The organism is Limnohabitans sp. (genome assembly GCF_023910625.1).
Taxonomy (GTDB): domain Bacteria; phylum Pseudomonadota; class Gammaproteobacteria; order Burkholderiales; family Burkholderiaceae_C; genus Limnohabitans_A.
This window is the reverse complement of the sequence record NZ_JAAVVW010000003.1, coordinates 241,183-260,050: the sequence shown is the minus strand read 5'-3', so window position 1 is coordinate 260,050 and position 18,868 is coordinate 241,183. Positions and strand designations below refer to the sequence as shown.

The following is an 18,868-nucleotide window of genomic DNA, read 5'->3' as shown; positions in this document are numbered from 1 at the left end:
TGAGGAACCCAAGGATGCGACAAGCCCGAAACTGCTGGCCTGCCCTGGTCAAAAAGGCCTCAGACGAGGTGGCTCAAACCCAAACCGAGTTGACTGCGGCTCTAGCGCGTGTGGAGCAGTTCCATACCAGTCATCAGAGGCTTTGCCGCTTGTACGAAGAATACCGGCTGAAAGAGCAACAGACCCAAAGTGAAGCCGTGGGCATGCAAGCGAGCATGAACCAGCGCCAATTCATGGCCCAGTTGCTCAATTTGCAACACCGTCTGGTACTTGACATCAGCAAGGCCGAGGCCCAAGTCAGCGGCCTGCGCAAAAAGCGCCTATTGGCCGACATCGCGCTGCAGAAGATGCTGGCACTGCAGGAGCAAGAGATGATGGCGGTGCGGCTCGACCAGCAGCAGCAGGAGCAGCGCGACATGGACCAATTGGGCCTTCGGCAGTTCAATTTGCGCATGCAAGCGTAAAAGACCGCGTGTCAGGACTTTCCCTTAGAAAAAACGCTGTCTGACTACAACATAATGAGGCGATCAGCGCAGCACAGGGCTGCACACTGATTTGCTTCATTGGAGACACACATGACATCCCGACGTTCCTTACTCACCCAAGGCGCAGCCCTCCTGGGCACCGCGTCCACCGGCTTGCTCGCCCCTGCCAGCGCCCTGGCCCAAAGTGGCAAGATCCGCGTTGGCTTGATGCTCCCCTACACCGGCACTTTTGCCCAGCTGGGTGTGGCCATTGAAAACGGTGTGCGCATGGCCATCAACGAACAAGGCGGCAAGCTGGGTGGCCGCGAAATCGAGTGGTTCAAGGTCGATGACGAGTCCGAGCCCGCCAAAGCCATCGAGAACGCCAACAAACTGGTGCAGCGCGACAGAGTCGATGTTCTGATCGGCACCGTTCATTCTGGTGTGCAAATGGGCATCCACCGCGTGGCCCGCGAAAGCGGTGTCATCAACCTGATCCCCAACGCGGGCGTGCACATCGCCACCCGAGCCCAATGCGCCCCCAACGTCTTCCGCACCAGCTTCTCTAATAGCCAGCCCACCATGGCACTGGGAGAAACGATGGTCAAGCGCGGTCACAAAAAGGCTGTCTGGATCACCTGGAAATATGCTGCAGGCGACGAAGCCTTTGAAGGCTTCAAGGAAAGCTACACCAAGGCCGGTGGCACCATCATCAAGGAATTGGGCTTGCCCTTCCCCAACGTAGAGTTTCAGGCTTTGCTGACCGAAATCGCCGCCCTCAAGCCCGATGCGGTGGCCTGCTTTTTTGCCGGTGGTGGTGCAGCCAAGTTCTTGCGTGACTATGCAGCCGCTGGCCTCAAGGGCAAGATTCCCTTGTACGGCTCTGGCTTCTTGACCGAAGGCGTGCTGGATGCGGCAGGCCCTGCGGCCGACGGCGTGCTCACCACGCTGCATTACGGCGATGGCATCGAGACCAAGCGCAACAAGGAGTTCCGCCTGAACTACGCCAAAACCTTCAAGTTGCAACCTGATGTGTATGCCGTGCAAGGCTATGACACCGGCTTGCTGCTGGTGCAAGGCGCCAACGCAGTCAAGGGCGATGTCAGCCAAAAAGCCAACATGATCAAGGCCATGGAAAGCGCCGTGATCGACAGCCCCCGCGGCAAGTGGACCATGAGCAAATCGCACAACCCTGTGCAAGACATCTACCTGCGTGAAGTCTCGAACAAAGAGAACAAAGTCATCGGCATTGCGGCCAAGGCCTTGGCCGACTCGGGCGCTGGCTGCCGCATGTGAACCCGCATGGGCCGGGTTGGGTGACTTTCGCCCTCATCCCCGGACATGCCAGCCATCCCACGGCGGATTTCGGTCCGCCGTTTTTGTGCCGAGCATTCGGATTCTGCGTTGATCTGAGCAGACCATCACCTTCGTTTTTCAAACGCTCAACGCCAAACGCAAAACCCCATGGACTTTGTCAATTTTTTGATCCAGCTGCTCAACAGCGTCCAGTACGGGCTGCTGCTTTTCATGCTGGCTGCAGGCCTGACGCTGATCTTCGGCATCATGGGTGTGGTCAATCTGGCACATGGCAGTTTTTACATGCTGGGCGCTTACCTGGCCTGGTCACTGGCGGCGCAACTGGGCAGCTTCACGCTGGCCATTGTGCTGGGAACAGCCTTGTCAGTGGCTTTTGGTCTGCTGATCGAGCGCCTGCTGTTTCGCCACTTCTACCACCGTGACCACCTCGACCAGGTGCTGCTCACCTTCGGCCTGATCTATGTGTTTGAGGAGATGCGCTCCATGATCTGGGGTGACGATGTGCACGGCCTGCCCGTGCCCGAATTGCTGGCAGCATCGATTCCCCTGACCGAAAACCTGTCGTACCCGGTGTACCGCCTGTTCATGTCAGGGGTGTGCCTGGTGTTGGCGCTGGGCCTGTATTTGCTGATCTCCAAAACCCGCTTGGGCATGAAGATCCGGGCCGGGGCCTTCAACCGTGAGATGACCGAGTCGCTGGGCGTCAACATCCGCCTGATCCATTCGGTGGTGTTCGCTTTGGGCATTGGGCTGGCCTCCATCGCCGGCATGATCGCTGCGCCGGTGTCCAGCGTCTACCCCAACATGGGCAGCCAGGTGCTGATCATGTGCTTTGTGGTGGTGGTCATTGGCGGCATTGGTTCGGTGCGCGGCGCCCTGATCGCCGCCTTGCTGGTCGGCTTGGTTGACACCTTTGGCAAAGTGCTGCTGCCCCAGGCCTCGGGCATGCTGGTGTATGTGCTGATGGCCGCCGTGCTGCTGCACAAGCCCGAAGGCCTGTTCAAGCAATGACAACGAGAAGAACACCATGAGCATGCCGCAAATTCACCTCGAAACCCTGCCGCGCAGCATCCAGCTGTTGATGGTGCTGGGTTTTTTGGCGCTCGCCGCCTTCCCCTTTGTGGGGTCTGACTTTTACACGGCCATGGTTGTGCGCATGATGATCCTGGCTATTTTTGCCATGAGCCTCGATTTGCTGCAAGGCGTCACGGGCCTGGTCTCACTGGGCCATGCCGCTTACTTTGGTCTGGCCGGTTATGTGCTGGCCTTCATTACCCCCCAGAACGAAGCCATCAGCTTCTACACCAGCTTGCCCCTGGCCGTAGGCGGCGCAGCTTTGGCAGCGCTGGTGATTGGCTTTTTGGTGGTGCGCACGCATGGCATTTACTTCATCATGGTCACCATGGCCTTTGCGCAGATGATTTTCTTCATCTTCTTTGACAACAAGGCGTTGGGCGGCTCGGACGGTTTGTTCCTCAACTTTCGGCCCGATGCAGGCGTGATCGACCTGGAAAACAAGCGGGTGTTTTATTACTTCACGCTGGCCTGCTTGGTAGGCGGTCTATGTGTTTTTGCGTCGCCTGCTCTGGAGCCCATTTGGCCGAGCGCTGTCGGGCATTCGGGTGAATGAGCACCGCATGCGGGCGCTGGGTTTCAACACCTTCAGCCACAAGCTGGCGGCCTTCACCTTGGCCGGGGCTTTGGCGGGTTTGGCGGGATATTTGTTTGCCGCCCAAACTGGTTTTGTGAACCCCGAACTGATGGGCTTTCACCTGAGCGCGCACGCCATCATGATGGTGATATTGGGCGGCATGGGCAATTTTGCGGGAGCCATTGTCGGGGCCTTCAGCTTTGAGTATTTGCTGCACATCTTCAAGGACCTGCCCGACATCGGCAGCTTTCGCACAGGCAAGCACTGGCAGATGTGGATGGGCCTGTTCATTGTGGCGCTGATCATTTTTGCGCCCAAGGGTATTTTGGGCCTGGTCAACCGCTTCATCGGTAGCAAAACCCCCGGCGCTTGGGCCGGCAAGGAGTCAGACCATGGCTGATCGCAGCACACTGATGTCTGCGCGTGGGCTGACCAAACGCTTCGGCGGTCTGGCTGCGGTGAATGACGTTTCGCTCGACCTGTGGTTGGGCCAGATCCACGCGGTCATCGGCCCCAATGGGGCGGGCAAGTCCACGCTGGCCAACTTGTTGTCCGGCGATTTGCCGCCCACCAGCGGCCGCATGACCTTGGGCGAGACGGACATCACCGGCTGGACTCCCGAAAAAATCTCGCGCCTTGGCTTGGGACGCAGTTACCAAAAAACCAACATCTTCAGCACCTTCAGCGTATGGGATAACGTACGCCTGGCGGCGCAATCGCGCGTACAGCCCTCCCCCTTCAACCCCCTGGGCTGGTGGCGCGCTGCCGGCCATATGCAGAGCGTGAACCAACGCGCTGAGCGCGCCATCGAACTGGCTGGCCTGCAAGAGCGTCGTCAGGTGCAAGCCGGGGCCACCAGCCATGGCGAGCAGCGACAGCTGGAGATCGCCATGACCTTGGCCACCGAACCCCAGGTCTTGCTGCTCGATGAACCACTGGCGGGCATGGGCCAAGCAGAAGCCGAGCGCATGGTGCAGCTGCTGCTGCGCCTTAAAACCGAGCATGCCATTTTGTTGGTCGAACACGACATGGACGCCGTGTTCACCCTGGCCGACCACTTGACGGTGATGGTCAACGGGCAAGTGATCGCCAGCGACACGCCTGTGAATGTGCGGGCCGATGCGAGTGTGCAGGCGGCCTACCTGGGTGAGGAGCACTGACATGAGCGAACTGTTGATCCAGGCCCAAGACCTGAATACTTTCTATGGCGCCAGCCACATCCTGCGTGGCGTCAACTTCACGGTGGCTCGGGGCGAAACGATTGGCCTGATGGGGCGCAACGGCATGGGCAAAAGTACCCTGCTCAAAACCCTCATGGGCATTGTGCCGCCGCGCACCGGCTCGGTGGACATCAAGGGCCAGCGCATGAATGGCCGCGCCACGTTCGAGGTGGCCCAAATGGGCATCGCTTACGTGCCAGAGGGGCGCGGCATCTTTGGCAACCTGAGCGTAGTCGAAAACCTCAAAATGGCCGCCCGCTCCGGCACCCAGGGCCAGCGTGAGTGGACGTACGAACGGGTGCTGGAGACCTTTCCACGCCTGCAGGAGCGTCTGGGCCACGGTGGCCAACAACTGTCGGGCGGCGAGCAACAAATGCTGACGATTGGCCGTGCCTTGATGACCAACCCCGATGTGCTGATTCTGGACGAGGCCACTGAAGGGCTGGCACCGCTGATTGCGCGCGAGATCTGGCGCATTTGCAGCGTCATCAAGGACAGTGGCATCAGCTCGATCATCGTGGACAAAAACTGGAAACACGTCACCCGGATCACCGACCGCAATGTCATCCTGGTCAAGGGTCAGGTGGTGTTCGAAGGCTCCTCCCCCATCTTGCTGGCCGACCCCAGCGTGCTCGAACAGCACTTGGGGGTCTGAGACAGCTCACAGCAAGGGACGCAACTGTCTGGCCGCCTCCAGCAGCAGGGGCAACCATTTGTGCTGCACGGCAGCATCAGTCAATTGTTCTCCGGTGCCCACCACATTCAGTGCGGCCAGCGTATGGCCCTGCATGTTGCGTAACGGCACAGCCAGCGCGTGGATGCCCAACTCGTGTCCATCTCGGGCCAGGCAAAAATCGTCCTTCCGGACTTTTTCAATAAGGGACTTGAAGCGGGTTAACCCCACCTCGGTGAACGGCGTGATGCGCGGCAATTCGCGCCCCTTGAGCCAGGCAGCCAATTCGGCCTTGGGCCAACTGGCCAGCAGCACGCGGCCGGTAGACGTGGCGTGCACGGGCAAGCGCGCGCCCAAATGCAGGCCATGAGCCAGGTGGCGTACCGGTTCGGCTGCACCCGCGCTGCGCGCCACGATGACGCACTCATTGCCGCCCAACACCACCGCACTGAACGCTGCTTGGGTTTGCTGCGCCAAACGGTTGAGCGTGGGCTGCAAGGTACGCGGCAGGCGCGATGTGGCCATGTAACTGCCCGCCAGCCGCAGCACCCGAGGCGACAGCCAGTAGTGGCTGCCGTCGGTCTCCAGATAGCCCAAATCGGCCAGCGTGAGCAAATGCCGCCGCGCCGCCGCCCGAGTGATGCCCGTGCGCTGTGCAGCCAGCGTCGCGTTCAGGCGCTGACGCTCGGTGTCAAAAGCCTCCAGCACTGCCAGTCCTTTGGCCAGTCCTGCGATGAAGTCGGCTTTGGCGATGGTCATTTTGTCCATTTGGCAAGTCCTTTGGAGTCGGGTCTCGCGGCGGCATCGGCCTTGAATGGAGACCCATCAATTTCGCGCGATGATCGCACAAAAAGTCAAATAACGCACAAACTCGTGATCTCTCATCCCAGAATAAATCAACTGACACCTAAGCTTGAGTGCATCCCAGACACCACTTCCAAGAAACACATCATGAGCACCACCCGCACCCAGGTCGCCATCATCGGCGCAGGCCCTTCCGGACTGTTGTTGGGTCAACTTTTGCACAAGGCCGGTATCGACGCCACCATCGTCGAGCGCCAAAGCGGCGACTATGTCCTAAGCCGCATCCGCGCAGGCGTGCTGGAACAAGTCACCATGGAGCTGCTGGACGAGGCAGGTGTGGGCCAACGCATGCACAAAGAAGGCCTGGTTCACACGGGCTTTGACCTGCTGTTCAAAGGCGCACGCCACCGCATCGACATGGAACTGCTGACTGGCGGCAAAAAAGTCATCGTGTACGGCCAAACCGAAGTCACCCGCGACCTGATGGACACCCGCCAAGCGGAGGGCTTGCCCACGGTGTACGAAGCGAACAACGTGCAAGTGCACGACTTCGACAGCCAAAAGCCACGCGTGACTTACGAAAAAGATGGCCAAACCCACACCATCGAATGCGACTTCATTGCAGGCTGCGATGGCTTTCACGGCGTGTGCCGCGCCACTGCCCCCAAAAGCGCCATCAAAGAATACGAAAAGGTCTACCCCTTTGGCTGGCTGGGCGTGCTGTCAGACACCCCGCCTGTGCACCACGAACTCATTTATGCCAACAGCACCCGCGGTTTTGCCTTGTGCTCTCAGCGCAGCGCCACGCGCAGCCGCTATTACCTGCAAGTGCCGCTGACCGACAAGATTGAAGACTGGAGCGACGAAGCCTTCTGGACCGAATTGCGCCATCGTTTGGACCCCGAAGCCCGCGAGCATTTGGTGACAGGCCCCAGCATCGAGAAAAGCATCGCCCCGCTGCGCAGCTTTGTGACCGAGCCCATGCGCTTTGGCCGCATGTTCCTGGCGGGTGACGCCGCGCACATCGTGCCCCCCACCGGGGCCAAGGGACTGAACTTAGCGGCCACGGACGTGAAGTACCTGTCCACCGCCCTCATCGAGTACTACCAGGAGAAATCCAAAGCGGGCATCGACGCCTATTCAGAGCGCTGCCTGCGCCGCATCTGGCGTGCCGAACGATTTTCCTGGTGGTTCACCAGCCTGATGCATCACCTTCCCGAAAATGGCGAGATCGGGCAAAAGTTCCAGGAAGCCGAGCTGGACTACCTGGTCAACAGCGAAGCGGGTGCCAAAACCATGGCCGAGAACTATGTGGGCTTGCCGCTCGACTTTGGCTGCTGAAAACGTGTGGGCACAGGTCCATGCAAGCAGCCGCGTTCTTCAGCCAGGCAGTGTCAACAGGGGGATGTCTTGGGCCGCTGCCAGCTTGTCCAGTTGTTGACGGGTCTTGCCAGCTAAGAAGGCGGCAATGGTTTGGTGGATCTCGGGCTTGAACAGGTCTTTGACCGGGTGCACCAACGTGATGCCCGCTGCCGCGCACAAACTGATTGCAAAGTGCGGCTCCAGCGCGGCCACGGCCACCCGGCCGTTTTTGCAGGCATACACCCGATAGCCTGCATGCGCCCCGCCGACTGCGCCATCGGGCGTGGTCATGCGCAACTGACGGGGCAAGGCCAGCCAGGCAGCCGCGTCTGACAAGGCGACCTCATGGCGCGTGCCCTTGCCGCTGATCTTGAGCATCAGCACCGCTTTGAGCGTGGCCTCACTGGCCATCAGAGCACCGCCCATGTCGGCGAACAGACTGGGCGGCAAGTCCAGCCCGTTGACCAAGCCCACCTCGGCCTGATACGTCAGATCATGGCCAGGAATTTCGGCCAAGGGGCCGGGTGCACCCACCACCTCGATCAGACTGAGTGCGGGGTATTGTTGGTGCAGGCTCTTCCAGCCCAGGCCCAGCTTGCTCAAGGCCGAAGGCCGAAAAGAGGTGAGCAGCACATCGATCTGGGGCAATAACTGGTGCAAGGCGGCTTGGCCCGCAGTAGTTTTCAGGTCCAGGGTCTTGTGCGCCACCCCTTTGTGCAGCAGGTCATAACCTGTGGGCGTGTAGTGCTGCATCGGGTCGCCGGCAGGCGGGTTGACTTTTGTGCAACGTGCACCCATTTGTACCAGACGCATCAAGGCGGCAGGTCCGGGTAAATTCAGGGCAAGGCTGAGGATGCGCACACCGCGCAAGGCTTGGGCAAAGGACATGTGTGAGGACTTTGGGTAGACAGCTCGGAACCGCCATGGACGGCGAACAATGATCCCGCATTATGGGCACTTTTCCCCTCAGCGCTTGTCATTTGGGCGGTCCTTGCCCAGCCACCCAAAGTCCCCGGTCTGCGCTCAGGCGATTTTCAGAACATGGCTTTGACCGTTGTGCTTTTTGGGCAAAGTCAGTTGCAGCACGCCGTTTTCGTACTTGGCTTGGGCGGCCGATTGGTCCACGCTTTCGTCCAGGGTGAAGCTGCGTGAAACACTGCCGTAATAACGCTCACAGCGGATGAGCTTGGCACCTTCTTTTTGATCGGTTTCTTTTTTCACCTCGGCGCTCAAAGACACCAAGTTGCCATCCACCGACACTTTGATGTCTTCTTTCTTGACACCGGGAATTTCGGCTTTGACAAAAAAGTTCTTATCGTCTTCCGACAGGTCCAGGCGCATTTGGGGCTCGCCCTCCATCATTCGAAACACTGGACGCAGGGCAAAGCCCTTGAAAAAGTCGTCACTGAAAGGGTCGCGAAGTTCGCTGAAAGGATTGAATCGTGCAAGGTTGCTCATGGTCTTTTCTCCAAGAAAAACGCAGCGAGGGTGCTGCCAACGTGGGAGCCCATTCGGCCCCCCCCTCACTGTGGCCCAGGGCCAGCCGTGTGTCGGTTGCTCAAGGCACACAATTGGCGGCAAGCACAAGCCACCGATCCGGCACTGTGGGTCGCACCCTCAAGCGTGATCGGCATCATCGGCCAGGGCAGACGCGGGCAAGCCGAAGACCCGGTCAAAGCACCAGGTGAACGCGATCGCATAAAAGAAAAAGAACGCGAGCAAGCCCAGGATTGGCCAAGCAAGGCAGCGTGTGAGTGAAATGTCGAGCCACAGCGACATGACGGGCAGCAAGGATGATCACCAGGCCCCCCTCAAAACCAGCCCCGTGGGCCAGCCGCCTTGCAAAAGAGCGGCCCCGCACAGATTGGCGCGACTCCCAACGCTCAAAAATCCAGTTGAAGACGTAGTTCCATGTCAGCGCCATCGTAGGACAACACCACCGCCAAGCCGAATGTGGAAGTGGGCGACTTGTCAAAAGCCAGGCTCAACACGGGCCCAACCACCGCGATGGCGATGGCCTCGTACAACAGGGCTTGGAGAACGCGGCGGGTGCTGGGAGACATGGTGATCACAAGGGTTGGGATAGCGGTCGAGGATAGCGCAGCCCATGACCTGAGCCATGGGCTGCTGAACGCCGCGATGCGGTTTTAAACCAATGCCTGGTTCGCTGCCACCTTCGCCCGCGCGACGTGCAGTTTTTTGTAGCTATCGAGCAAGCGCTGGTGCCGGTCCAGGGTTTCCAGCTGCAGGCTGGTGGGCGTGAGACCATGAAAGCGCACGCTGCCGTCCACCGAGCCGATGGCAGCATCCATGCGCTCGTGGCCAAACATACGACGGAAATTCACCTCGTAGTCTTCCAGGGCCAAGTCCTGGTCCAGCGTCACCTCCAGCACCACGTTCAAGGCCTGGTAAAACAAGCGGCGCTCTACCGTGTTGTCGTTGTACTGCAAGAAAGCACCCACCAGTTCATGGGCCTCTTCCAACTGCTGCAAAGCCAGGTGGATCAAGAGCTTGAGCTCCATCACCGTCAACTGGCCCCACACCGTGTTGTCGTCAAATTCGATGCCAATCAGGGTGGCGATGTCGAGGTAATCGTCCAGCTCGTTGTTCTCCAATCGGCCCTGCAATGCCATCAAAGCCTCGTCGTCCAATTGGTGCAGGTTAAGCACATCGGCGCGGAACAACAGCGCTTTGTTGGTGTTATCCCAAATCAGGTCATCGACCGGGTACACCTCGGAATAGCCCGGCACCAGGATGCGGCAGGCGGTGGCGCCCAGTTGGTCGTGCACCGCCACATAGGCTTCTTTGCCCATGGCCTGCAAAATGCCAAACAGCGTGACGGCCTCTTGCGCGGTGGCGTCCTCACCCTTCCCGGCAAAGTCCCACTCCACAAAGTCGTGATCGGCTCGGGCACTGAAAAACCGCCACGACACCACGCCGCTGGAGTCGATGAAATGCTCGACAAAGTTGTTGGGCTCGGTCACCGCGTTGCTGGTGAAGGTGGGTGCAGGCAGGTCGTTCAGGCCCTCAAAACTGCGGCCTTGCAGCAGCTCGGTCAGGCTGCGCTCCAGCGCCACTTCCAAGCGCGGGTGTGCGCCAAAGGACGCGAACACACCACCGGTGCGCGGGTTCATCAGGGTCACGCACATCACTGGGTACACACCGCCCAGCGACGCGTCTTTGACCAAGACCGGGAAACCCTGAGCCTCCAAAGCCTCGATGCCCGCGACGATGCCGGGGTACTTGGCCAACACAGCCTGTGGCACATCGGGCAAGGCCATTTCACCTTCCAGAATCTCGCGCTTGACGGCCCGCTCAAAAATTTCTGACAAGCATTGCACCTGAGCTTCCACCAGCGTGTTGCCTGCGCTCATGCCGTTGCTCACGAACAGGTTTTCCACCAGATTGGAGGGGAAGTACACCACCTCACCATCAGACTGGCGCACATAGGGCAGTGCACAAATGCCGCGCGAGGGGTTGCCCGAGTTGGTGTCGAACAGGTGCGAGGCCTTGAGTTCGCCATCGGGGTTGTAAATGGGCAAACAATGCGCATCCAACAAGCCTTTGGGCAGCGCGTCGCGCTTGGCCGGTTGGAACCAGCGCTCTTTGGGGTCGTGCACAAAGTCGGCTTGGGCAATGTCTTCACCAAAAAACACGCCTGCGTAAAAGTGGTTGTTGTTCAGGCGCTCGATGTATTCACCCAGCGCCGAGGCCAAGGCGCTCTCTTTGGTCGAGCCCTTGCCGTTGGTGAAGCACATGGGCGAATGCGCATCGCGAATGTGCAGCGACCACACGTTGGGCACCAGGTTGCGCCAAGACGCAATCTCGATCTTGATGCCCAAATCGGCCAAGACCCGCGTCATGTTGGCGATGGTCTGCTCCAGCGGCAAGTCCTTGCCCGCAATGAAGGTCTGCGCTTGCGCATCGGGGTTGAGCGTGAGCAAGGCCTGCGCGTCGGCGTCCAGGTTGTCCACCGCTTCAACAATGAAGGTGGGGCCTGCTTGGATCGCCTTTTTGACCGTGCAGCGGTCAATCGACCGCAGAATGCCTTGGACGGTCTTTGTCAGGACATGTCGGCCTGGCAACTCCACCTGAATCTTGGATGGTCTGCAAGATAGCGGTTCTCGGGGTCGACGATGTTGTTTTGCGACAGGCGGATGTGCTCGGTGGAGATACCGCGCGTCTCGCAATACAGCTTCACAAAATACGCCGCGCACAAAGCCGACGACGGCCAAAAAATAATCAAACGGCCCTGGTGCCGAGCCATCGCCCTTGTAAGCGATCGGCTGATCGGCCAGCACAGGTGAAGTCGTCAAACTTGGCCTCCAGGCGCAGTTTGTCGAGAAAGTTGACTTTGATTTCCATGCGGTGTTTCCGGGCAATTGAGGCATCCCAGCGGCTGACAAAAGGTTGATCAGCGGCTGGGGATGTGAACGAAGGGGGTATGCAGTGTGCCTGAACGGGACGCGTCAAGGAGTTTCGCTGCGGCGTTCAGGAAGCTGGAATCAAACCAATGAGGCTGCGGCAGTGTGACCCATGGTTAGTCCGACCCGGTTAGACCGCTTGCAAAATGGCTTCAGGGCGACTTCAGGGCAATGCGCAGCAGTGTGCGCGCCGCGCCTGATGGCTCCCGGCGGCCCTGCTCCCACTCTTGCAAGGTGCGCACGGATACGCCCAGCAATTGGGCAAAAGCTGATTGAGAAACGCCCAGTTTCAGGCGCGCCTCGGTCGCGGCAGTCACAGCCACTTGCGTGACACGGCCTTCGCCACGTTTGGCCTGGCGAATGGACTCCAGCAAATCCTTTTCAAATTCCGTCATTTCCGCATCGACAGGGGATGAGATTTTGGACATGGTTTATTCCTCGTAAAGTTGCGCCAGACTGCGCAAAAAAGCATTCGACAAAGTGTCGTGTTCGGCCTTCGCATAAACGGTCAACAACACCAACACCCCTTGGGCATTTCGCAGCATGTAGATAACTCGAACACCACCGCGTTTACCCATGCCAGGGCGCGACCAGCGCACTTAACGCAAGCCCCCAGTGGCGGCCATCACATCGCCGGCGTCAGGGTGTTCAGCCAGCCAGACGATGAACTCATTGCGCTCTGCGTCATCCCACACTTTTGCAGCGTAGCGCAAGAAAATAGGTGTTTCGATGACGGTGAGCATGAGCCGATGATACGTCAATTGACGTATAAAAGACAATTCAGAGCCCAGCTCAATGATTCAACTGCCCCCAAGCCTTCTCCAGCCGCTTGATGCTGACGGGCTGGGGAGTGCGCAAGCTCTTGCGCGAAGAAGCTCACGCGCAGTTCTTCCAGTAGCCAGCGGAACTCCAGCATGCGGGCGTCTTGCGCGCCTTTGCGTTCGGCCACCAGGACGCCAGTAGCGTTGTTCTTGCGGTTTGAGCTCAGTCAGGCGCTGGGCGTCGCGGGCGGGGTCGGCGCGGTATTTGTCCAGGCGCTGGGTGATGGCCTTGCAGGTAGCGGGCGTAGTGCTGCAGCTGCGGCCACGGGGTGGCGGCCATGAAGTTTTTGGGCATCAGGCGTTGCAGTTGCGCAGTGCAGTCTGCGGTCGCGTCGGGGGCGTTTTTGGTGTCCTTGATCTTGCGGGTGGCCGCGCCAAACTCCAGCAAGATGGTGCCCGCCAAACGTGCCACTTCGTTGGCAATCAGCGTCAAGCGGCCACGGCCTTCTTCGATGCGACGTTTGAAGGTGATTTCGTCATTGGGCAGCGGGTCGAGCAAAAAGGCACGGTCCAGCGCCACGTCGATGATCTGGGTTTTCAGCTCATCCGCCGTGCCCAGCGGCATGTAGGCCACGGCCATTTTTTGCAGGTCGGGGATGTTTTTCTCAAGGTATTTGAGCGCGTCTTTGATCTGCAGCGCAAACAGGCGGCGCAGGCCCGCGCGGTTTTTGGTGGCGGCCACGTCGGGCTCGTCAAACACTTCGATGGTCACGGCGTCTTGCACGTCCACCAGCGCGGGAAAGCCAATCAACGTCTGCCCGCCTTTGCTGATTTCCATCAACTCGGGCAGTTCGCCAAAGGTCCAGGCGGTGTAGCGCTGGGGGGCCAATGGCTTGGGGGCGGCTGATTTCTCACCTCGTGGCTGATTGGCGCGCCCACCTGCATCGGCCTTGAAGAAATGGGGGTCTGACCCCGATTGTTTTGACCCCGATGGTTTGGACTCCCCGCTATTGGGGGCTTGAGGCACTGCGGCAGGTGCAGCCGAGACTTTCAGCTGCGCCAGCGCCTGAAACGCGCCACGCGCTTTGGCGCCCAGCTCGCCTTTGAGCGCACCCAGGTTGCGGCCCATGCCCAGCTGGCGGCCATGTTCGTCCACCACCAGCAGGTTCATGAACAGGTGCGGGCTGAGCATCTCGTGTTTGAAGTCGGTGCGCTTGATGTCGAGGCTGGTTTCGTCGCGGGCTTTTTTGAGCAGCACGTCGGTCAACGATCCGGCACCAAACAGCTCAGGCACTGACAGCTCGGCGGCCAGGCGAGTGGCGGATTCGGGCAGCGGCACAAAGCGGCTGCGCGGGCGCTGCGGCAGGCTTTTGAGCAGGGCTTGAATTTTGTCTTTGAGCAGGCCGGGCACCAGCCATTCGCAGCGGTCTTCGCTCACCTGGTTGAGCACAAACAACGGCACCGTCACCGTGACGCCATCGCGGGCGTCGCCGGGTTCGTGCAAATACGTGGCCTGGCAGTCGGTGCCGCCCAAGCGAATGTGTTTGGGGAAGGCCTGCGTGGTGATGCCTGCGGCTTCGTGGCGCATCAGTTCTTCACGGCTCAGCATCAACAGACGCGGCTGCTTGGCGCTCTCAGTGCGGTACCAGTTTTCCAGCAGGCGGCCGCTGCACACGTCGGCGGGCAGTTGCTGGTCATAAAAAGCGTAGATCAGCTCGTCGTCCACCAACACGTCTTGGCGGCGCGACTTGTGTTCCAGCTCTTCGACCTTGGCGATCATCTTGTGGTTAGCGGCCAAGAACGGCAGCTTGGTCTCCCACTGGTCGCCCACCAGTGCTTCGCGGATGAAAATCTCGCGTGCGCCGTGCAGGTCCACCCGGCTGTAGGGCTTGCGACGGCCACTGTAGACCACGAGGCCATACAGCGTGGCCCGCTCCAGCGCCACCACTTCTGCGGACTTCTTTTCCCAATGCGGGTCGAGCAGTTGCTTCTTGAGCAAATGCGCCCCGACCTGCTCCAGCCACTGCGGCTCGATGGCGGCAATGCCCCGGCCAAACAAGCGCGTGGTTTCCACCAACTCAGCCACCACGATCCAGCGCCCCGGCTTTTTGGAGAGGTGCGCGCCAGGGTGTTTGTGGAACTTGATGCCGCGTGCGCCCAAATAGGCTTCTTCGTCTTCGAGCTTGTAACCCACGTTGCCCAGCAGGCCCGCCAACATGGACAGGTGCAACTGCTCGTAACTGGCCGGCTGCGTGTTGATGCGCCACTTGTGTTCAGCCACCACGGTGAGCAGCTGGGTGTGCGTGTCTCGCCACTCGCGCACGCGGCGGATGTTGATGAAGTTCTGACGCAGCAGTTGCTCGTATTGGCGGTTGCTCAGCTTGTGCTGCGGCGCTTCTTGCGCAGGCCTTCCTTTAATTGGGGTCAGATCCCGATTGTTTTGACCCGCAGAAGCAGCTGGATTTAATTGGGATCTGACCCCAATTAACTTAGATGGGCCGCCACGGGCGTCGTGAATCCATTTCCACAGCTTCAGGTAACCGGTGAATTCGCTCTTGTCGTCGTCAAACTTGGCGTGTTGTTGGTCGGCCTGGGCTTGCGCGTCCATGGGGCGGTCGCGCACGTCTTGCACGCTCATGGCGCTGGCGATGACCAGCACTTCGTCCAGCGCTTCGCGACCACGGGCTTCCAAGATCATGCGGCCCACACGGGGGTCCAGCGGCAGGCGGGCCAGCTCTTTTCCGATGGGCGTCAGCTCGTTGTCGTCGTCCACCGCGCCCAGCTCGGCCAGCAGTTGGTAGCCGTCGGTGATGGCGCGTTTGGACGGCGCTTCGATGAACGGAAAGTCTTCCACCACGCCCAGGTGCAGGCTCTTCATGCGCAAGATCACGCCCGCCAATGACGAACGCAAAATTTCCGGGTCGGTAAAACGCGGACGGCCGGCAAAGTCTTGGTCGTCGTACAGGCGAATACAAATGCCGTTGGCCACGCGGCCGCAACGGCCAGCACGCTGGTTGGCCGCCGCCTGGCTGATCGGCTCGACCATGAGCTGCTCAACCTTGCTGCGCAGGCTGTAGCGCTTGACGCGGGCGGTGCCAGCGTCGATCACGTAACGGATGCCAGGCACCGTGAGCGAGGTTTCGGCCACGTTGGTGGCCAGCACAATGCGGCGGCCGTTCGATGCTTCAAAAATCTGGTCTTGCTCGGCCTGCGACAAGCGGGCAAACAGCGGCAGCACTTCGGCCCCGCGTGTGAGCGGCTGGTGCGACAGGTGTTTGCGCAAGTGGTCGGCGGCTTCGCGGATTTCGCGCTCGCCGGGCAAAAAGATCAGGATGTCGCCCCCTGCCCCGCCTTGCCAGAGTTCGTCCACACCGTCGGCCATGGCCTCGTTCAGGCCGTAGTCACGCGTTTCTTCAAACGGGCGGTAACGCTGCTCCACCGGAAAGGTGCGGCCAGAGACCATGATGACCGGGGCCGGACCGTGGCGCGAGGCAAAGTGCTTGGCAAAGCGGTCGGCGTCGATGGTGGCCGAGGTGACGACGATTTTGAGGTCGGGGCGGCGCGGCAAAATTTGGCGAAGGTAGCCCAGCAAAAAGTCGATGTTCAGGCTGCGTTCGTGCGCCTCGTCGATGATGATGGTGTCATAAGCCTGCAGCAGCGGGTCGGTCTGGGTTTCGGCCAGCAAAATACCGTCGGTCATCAGTTTGACGGACGCGTTTTTGCTCAAACGGTCTTGAAACCGCACCTTGAAACCCACCACCTCGCCCAATGGCGTCTTCAACTCCTCAGCAATGCGTTTGGCCACCGAGCTGGCCGCAATGCGCCGGGGCTGGGTGTGGCCAATCATGCGGGCGCGTTCGCCGGGCTTGGCGTTCAGCTTGCCGCGCCCCATCGCCAGCGCGATTTTGGGCAACTGCGTGGTCTTGCCTGAGCCGGTCTCACCGCAAACAATGATGACCTGGTGCTGGTCCATGGCGGCCATGATTTCGTCACGGCGGGCCGAGACCGGCAGGCCTTCGGGGAAGTCGATTTGGAGGGGGATAAGGTTTGCGGGCTCGGTCACGGGCTGGATTATCCCACGACACGTTTTCACGTGCTACACTGGTTCACGTGAACTTTCGGGACGGAGATTTTTCATGACCAATCTGACCATTTCGCTCGACGAAAACCTCGTCAAACAAGCCCGCATCAAGGCCATTCAAGAAGGCACCTCGCTGAGCGCCAAGGTGCGCGAGATGCTGTCGGCCTATGTGCGGCAGGACATGCCCACTGCGCCATTGGTGATCCCCAAACTGCCGACCGGAGGCAGCGGCGGTTTGCTGCCAGGCATCGACCCCTGCAGCAACCGCTCCATGTTCGATGCCATAGACGCCGCTGAGTACAAATTTCCAACATGACGCCCGACGTCAATCTGTTGGTCGCGGCCATGCGGCTGGATCACCCGCACCATTCACTGGCCTTTGCACATTTGCAGTCTCAACTTCAACAAGCCACAAAACGACCTCTCCATCCGAGCGTCGTTTTGTTGGGAACGGTCGTTTCGGGTTTCATCCGGATTGTGACCAACGCACAGATTTTCATCAAACCCAGCTCTTTGCAGCAAGCCATGGACTTTGTAGATGCGCTGCTCATTTCTCCAGGCGTGGTTTTTCAATCCGCAGGCAGCCCTTGGCCGGGCTTCAGAGACTTGTGCCTTCAAGCGGCTGTCACGCCGAATCTGGTCTCCGATGCCTGGATCGCTGCATCGGTCTTGCAATTGGGCGAGGTGATCCATACCTTCGACCGCGACTTCAAAAAACTCCTCCCTGCCGACAACCTCCATTTGTTAAGCCGCTAGCCCATGTCCACAGTTTTCAATTTCACCTTCGTGCCCTGGTTCCGGTCGGTGGCGCCTTACATCCACATGCACCGGGGCAAGACCTTTGTGGTGGGCATCGCGGGCGAGGCGATTGCGGCGGGCAAGCTGCAAAACCTGGCGCAAGATCTGGCCCTGATCCAGAGCATGGGCGTGAAGATCGTGCTGGTTCACGGCTTTCGCCCGCAGGTCAACGAACAACTGGCAGCCAAAGGCCACACGCCCCAATACGCCAACGGTATCCGCATCACCGACAGTGTGGCGCTGGACTGCGCCCAAGAGGCAGCAGGCCAGCTGCGCTACGAGATCGAGGCGGCCTTTAGCCAGGGCCTGCCCAACACGCCCATGGCGGGCTCCACGGTGCGAGTGATTTCGGGCAACTTCATCACCGCACGGCCGGTGGGCATTGTCGATGGCGTGGATTTCATCCACTCGGGTCTGGTGCGCAAGGTGGACGTGGACGGCATCATGCGCACGCTGGACATGGGCGCGATGGTGCTGCTCTCGCCCTTTGGCTTTTCGCCGACGGGCGAGGCGTTCAACCTGTCCATGGAAGAAGTGGCCACCAGCGTGGCCGCCGAGTTGCAGGCAGACAAGTTGATTTTTGTGACCGAGGTGCCCGGCATCCGCATCGAGCCCAATGCCCCGGCCAGTGAGGACAACCCCATTGACACCGAACTGCCATTGGCCGCGGCCAAGCAGTTGTTGGCTTCGCTGCCGCCCCCCACCGAGCCCACCGACATCGGCTTTTATTTGCAGCACTGCGTGAAGGCCTGCGAAGAAGGCGTGGAGCGCTCGCACATCCTGCCCTTTGCGGTGGACGGCGCTTTGTTGCTGGAGGTGTATGTGCACGACGGCATTGGCACCATGGTCATCGATGAAAAACTCGAAGAGCTGCGCGAAGCCACCTCGGACGACGTGGGCGGCATCTTGCAATTGATTGAGCCGTTCGAGAAAGACGGCACCTTGGTCAAGCGCGACCGCACCGAGATCGAACGCGACATCGACCACTACACCATCATTGACCACGACGGTGTGATCTTTGCCTGCGCCGCGCTCTACCCCTACCCCGAGAGCAAAACGGCCGAGATGGCGGCGCTCACCGTCTCGCCCCAGTCGCAAGGTCAAGGCGACGGTGAAAAGGTGCTCAAGCGCATCGAACAACGGGCACGCGCCATGGGGGTCAAAAGCATCTTTGTGCTGACCACCCGCACTATGCACTGGTTCATCAAGCGCGGCTTTGTTCAGCAAGATCCCGACTGGCTCCCCGAAGCGCGAAAGCGCAAATACAACTGGGACCGCAAGAGCCAGGTGCTGGTCAAGAAGCTCTGAATCTG

Annotated in this window: 19 protein-coding genes and 2 pseudogenes; 10 read left to right on the top strand and 11 right to left on the bottom strand. The window is 59.9% G+C overall.

The window, feature by feature from the left end; all coding sequences use genetic code 11:
* Window positions 1-14: 14 nt before the first annotated feature.
* From HEQ17_RS04170 to HEQ17_RS04145, 6 genes and pseudogenes are all read left to right on the top strand, one after another.
* A complete protein-coding gene (locus HEQ17_RS04170; protein WP_296291418.1) occupies window positions 15-464 on the top strand; it encodes a flagellar FliJ family protein in 450 nt (149 codons plus the stop codon).
* 111 nt (window positions 465-575) lie between these two features.
* A complete protein-coding gene (locus HEQ17_RS04165; RefSeq protein WP_296291417.1) occupies window positions 576-1,760 on the top strand; it encodes an ABC transporter substrate-binding protein in 1,185 nt (394 codons plus the stop codon).
* A 168-nt stretch (window positions 1,761-1,928) separates the two neighbouring features.
* Window positions 1,929-2,792 carry a branched-chain amino acid ABC transporter permease gene (locus HEQ17_RS04160; RefSeq protein ID WP_296291416.1) on the top strand — a complete coding sequence of 288 codons (864 nt, stop codon included), beginning with the start codon at window positions 1,929-1,931 and terminating at the stop codon, window positions 2,790-2,792.
* 16 nt (window positions 2,793-2,808) lie between these two features.
* Window positions 2,809-3,832 (top strand): annotated as a pseudogene (locus tag HEQ17_RS04155) (branched-chain amino acid ABC transporter permease).
* Window positions 3,825-4,592: an ABC transporter ATP-binding protein gene (locus HEQ17_RS04150; RefSeq protein WP_296291415.1), complete on the top strand. Its 768-nt coding sequence runs from the start codon at window positions 3,825-3,827 to the stop codon at window positions 4,590-4,592. The pseudogene HEQ17_RS04155 and the gene HEQ17_RS04150 overlap by 8 nt, the downstream one beginning before the upstream one ends.
* 1 nt (window position 4,593) lies before the next feature.
* Window positions 4,594-5,307, top strand: a complete 714-nt coding sequence (locus tag HEQ17_RS04145; protein WP_296291414.1) for an ABC transporter ATP-binding protein — start codon at window positions 4,594-4,596, stop codon at window positions 5,305-5,307.
* A gap of 6 nt (window positions 5,308-5,313) precedes the next feature.
* On the opposite strand, the gene HEQ17_RS04140 is transcribed toward HEQ17_RS04145, so the two are convergent.
* Window positions 5,314-6,084 (bottom strand): IclR family transcriptional regulator C-terminal domain-containing protein, encoded by a 771-nt coding sequence (locus tag HEQ17_RS04140; RefSeq protein WP_296293673.1) that lies wholly within the window; start codon window positions 6,082-6,084, stop codon window positions 5,314-5,316.
* A 192-nt stretch (window positions 6,085-6,276) separates the two neighbouring features.
* On the opposite strand from HEQ17_RS04140, the gene pobA reads away from it, so the two are divergent.
* Entirely contained in the window at window positions 6,277-7,470 is a 1,194-nt protein-coding gene (gene pobA / locus HEQ17_RS04135) for a 4-hydroxybenzoate 3-monooxygenase (protein ID WP_296291413.1), read from the top strand.
* 39 nt (window positions 7,471-7,509) lie between these two features.
* Here pobA and HEQ17_RS04130 read toward each other — a convergent pair whose 3' ends face one another.
* The 10 genes and pseudogenes from HEQ17_RS04130 to hrpA all read right to left on the bottom strand — a co-directional run bounded on the left by HEQ17_RS04130 (window position 7,510) and on the right by hrpA (window position 16,739).
* The gene (locus HEQ17_RS04130; protein ID WP_296291412.1) at window positions 7,510-8,379 is read right to left on the bottom strand and encodes a CoA transferase; all 870 of its coding nucleotides are present in this window, start codon (window positions 8,377-8,379) and stop codon (window positions 7,510-7,512) included.
* Between the two features lie 135 nt (window positions 8,380-8,514).
* Window positions 8,515-8,949, bottom strand: coding sequence for an Hsp20/alpha crystallin family protein (locus tag HEQ17_RS04125; RefSeq protein ID WP_296291411.1), 435 nt, complete (start codon window positions 8,947-8,949; stop codon window positions 8,515-8,517).
* 159 nt (window positions 8,950-9,108) lie between these two features.
* Complete coding sequence (locus HEQ17_RS04120; RefSeq protein ID WP_296291410.1) at window positions 9,109-9,270, bottom strand: chlorhexidine efflux transporter; 162 nt, start codon at window positions 9,268-9,270, stop codon at window positions 9,109-9,111.
* A gap of 206 nt (window positions 9,271-9,476) precedes the next feature.
* Window positions 9,477-9,554, bottom strand: a pseudogene (locus tag HEQ17_RS04115) (hypothetical protein); the annotation flags it as partial.
* An 84-nt stretch (window positions 9,555-9,638) separates the two neighbouring features.
* Window positions 9,639-11,792 carry an OsmC domain/YcaO domain-containing protein gene (locus tag HEQ17_RS04110; protein WP_296293672.1) on the bottom strand — a complete coding sequence of 718 codons (2,154 nt, stop codon included), beginning with the start codon at window positions 11,790-11,792 and terminating at the stop codon, window positions 9,639-9,641.
* Window positions 11,734-11,856: a hypothetical protein gene (locus tag HEQ17_RS04105; protein WP_296293777.1), complete on the bottom strand. Its 123-nt coding sequence runs from the start codon at window positions 11,854-11,856 to the stop codon at window positions 11,734-11,736. The genes HEQ17_RS04110 and HEQ17_RS04105 overlap by 59 nt, the downstream gene beginning before the upstream one ends.
* Window positions 11,857-12,067: 211 nt before the next feature.
* On the bottom strand, window positions 12,068-12,343 hold the full coding sequence (locus HEQ17_RS04100; RefSeq protein ID WP_296291409.1) for a helix-turn-helix domain-containing protein: 276 nt from the start codon (window positions 12,341-12,343) through the stop codon (window positions 12,068-12,070).
* Window positions 12,344-12,514: 171 nt separating this feature from the next.
* On the bottom strand, window positions 12,515-12,658 hold the full coding sequence (locus tag HEQ17_RS15970; protein ID WP_366938027.1) for a hypothetical protein: 144 nt from the start codon (window positions 12,656-12,658) through the stop codon (window positions 12,515-12,517).
* Window positions 12,659-12,672: 14 nt separating this feature from the next.
* Complete coding sequence (locus tag HEQ17_RS04090) at window positions 12,673-12,864, bottom strand: DUF3418 domain-containing protein (protein WP_366938026.1); 192 nt, start codon at window positions 12,862-12,864, stop codon at window positions 12,673-12,675.
* Between the two features lie 35 nt (window positions 12,865-12,899).
* Window positions 12,900-16,739: an ATP-dependent RNA helicase HrpA gene (hrpA, locus tag HEQ17_RS04085; RefSeq protein WP_296291408.1), complete on the bottom strand. Its 3,840-nt coding sequence runs from the start codon at window positions 16,737-16,739 to the stop codon at window positions 12,900-12,902.
* A gap of 73 nt (window positions 16,740-16,812) precedes the next feature.
* Between hrpA and HEQ17_RS04080 the strand changes: the two genes are divergently transcribed.
* From HEQ17_RS04080 to argA, 3 genes are read left to right on the top strand one after another with little or no spacing between them, the layout of a single operon-like run.
* Complete coding sequence (locus HEQ17_RS04080) at window positions 16,813-17,073, top strand: ribbon-helix-helix protein, CopG family (protein WP_296291407.1); 261 nt, start codon at window positions 16,813-16,815, stop codon at window positions 17,071-17,073.
* A complete protein-coding gene (locus HEQ17_RS04075) occupies window positions 17,070-17,513 on the top strand; it encodes a TA system VapC family ribonuclease toxin (RefSeq protein WP_296291406.1) in 444 nt (147 codons plus the stop codon). The genes HEQ17_RS04080 and HEQ17_RS04075 overlap by 4 nt, the downstream gene beginning before the upstream one ends.
* 3 nt (window positions 17,514-17,516) lie before the next feature.
* Complete coding sequence (gene argA, locus HEQ17_RS04070) at window positions 17,517-18,863, top strand: amino-acid N-acetyltransferase (RefSeq protein ID WP_296291405.1); 1,347 nt, start codon at window positions 17,517-17,519, stop codon at window positions 18,861-18,863.
* Window positions 18,864-18,868 lie beyond the last annotated feature (5 nt).

What these genes read in the sequence shown, in the direction of transcription:
- HEQ17_RS04120 (WP_296291410.1), bottom strand. Translation starts at nt 9,270, where the DNA reads ATGTCGCTGTGGCTCGACATTTCACTCACACGCTGCCTTGCTTGGCCA.
- HEQ17_RS04075 (WP_296291406.1), top strand. Translation starts at nt 17,070, where the DNA reads ATGACGCCCGACGTCAATCTGTTGGTCGCGGCCATGCGGCTGGATCAC.
- HEQ17_RS04125 (WP_296291411.1), bottom strand. Translation starts at nt 8,949, where the DNA reads ATGAGCAACCTTGCACGATTCAATCCTTTCAGCGAACTTCGCGACCCT.
- HEQ17_RS04150 (WP_296291415.1), top strand. Translation starts at nt 3,825, where the DNA reads ATGGCTGATCGCAGCACACTGATGTCTGCGCGTGGGCTGACCAAACGC.
- HEQ17_RS04130 (WP_296291412.1), bottom strand. Translation starts at nt 8,379, where the DNA reads ATGTCCTTTGCCCAAGCCTTGCGCGGTGTGCGCATCCTCAGCCTTGCC.
- argA (WP_296291405.1), top strand. Translation starts at nt 17,517, where the DNA reads ATGTCCACAGTTTTCAATTTCACCTTCGTGCCCTGGTTCCGGTCGGTG.
- HEQ17_RS04165 (WP_296291417.1), top strand. Translation starts at nt 576, where the DNA reads ATGACATCCCGACGTTCCTTACTCACCCAAGGCGCAGCCCTCCTGGGC.
- pobA (WP_296291413.1), top strand. Translation starts at nt 6,277, where the DNA reads ATGAGCACCACCCGCACCCAGGTCGCCATCATCGGCGCAGGCCCTTCC.
- HEQ17_RS04140 (WP_296293673.1), bottom strand. Translation starts at nt 6,084, where the DNA reads ATGACCATCGCCAAAGCCGACTTCATCGCAGGACTGGCCAAAGGACTG.
- HEQ17_RS04160 (WP_296291416.1), top strand. Translation starts at nt 1,929, where the DNA reads ATGGACTTTGTCAATTTTTTGATCCAGCTGCTCAACAGCGTCCAGTAC.
- HEQ17_RS04170 (WP_296291418.1), top strand. Translation starts at nt 15, where the DNA reads ATGCGACAAGCCCGAAACTGCTGGCCTGCCCTGGTCAAAAAGGCCTCA.
- HEQ17_RS04105 (WP_296293777.1), bottom strand. Translation starts at nt 11,856, where the DNA reads ATGGAAATCAAAGTCAACTTTCTCGACAAACTGCGCCTGGAGGCCAAG.
- HEQ17_RS04080 (WP_296291407.1), top strand. Translation starts at nt 16,813, where the DNA reads ATGACCAATCTGACCATTTCGCTCGACGAAAACCTCGTCAAACAAGCC.
- HEQ17_RS04145 (WP_296291414.1), top strand. Translation starts at nt 4,594, where the DNA reads ATGAGCGAACTGTTGATCCAGGCCCAAGACCTGAATACTTTCTATGGC.
- HEQ17_RS15970 (WP_366938027.1), bottom strand. Translation starts at nt 12,658, where the DNA reads ATGCTCACCGTCATCGAAACACCTATTTTCTTGCGCTACGCTGCAAAA.
- HEQ17_RS04100 (WP_296291409.1), bottom strand. Translation starts at nt 12,343, where the DNA reads ATGTCCAAAATCTCATCCCCTGTCGATGCGGAAATGACGGAATTTGAA.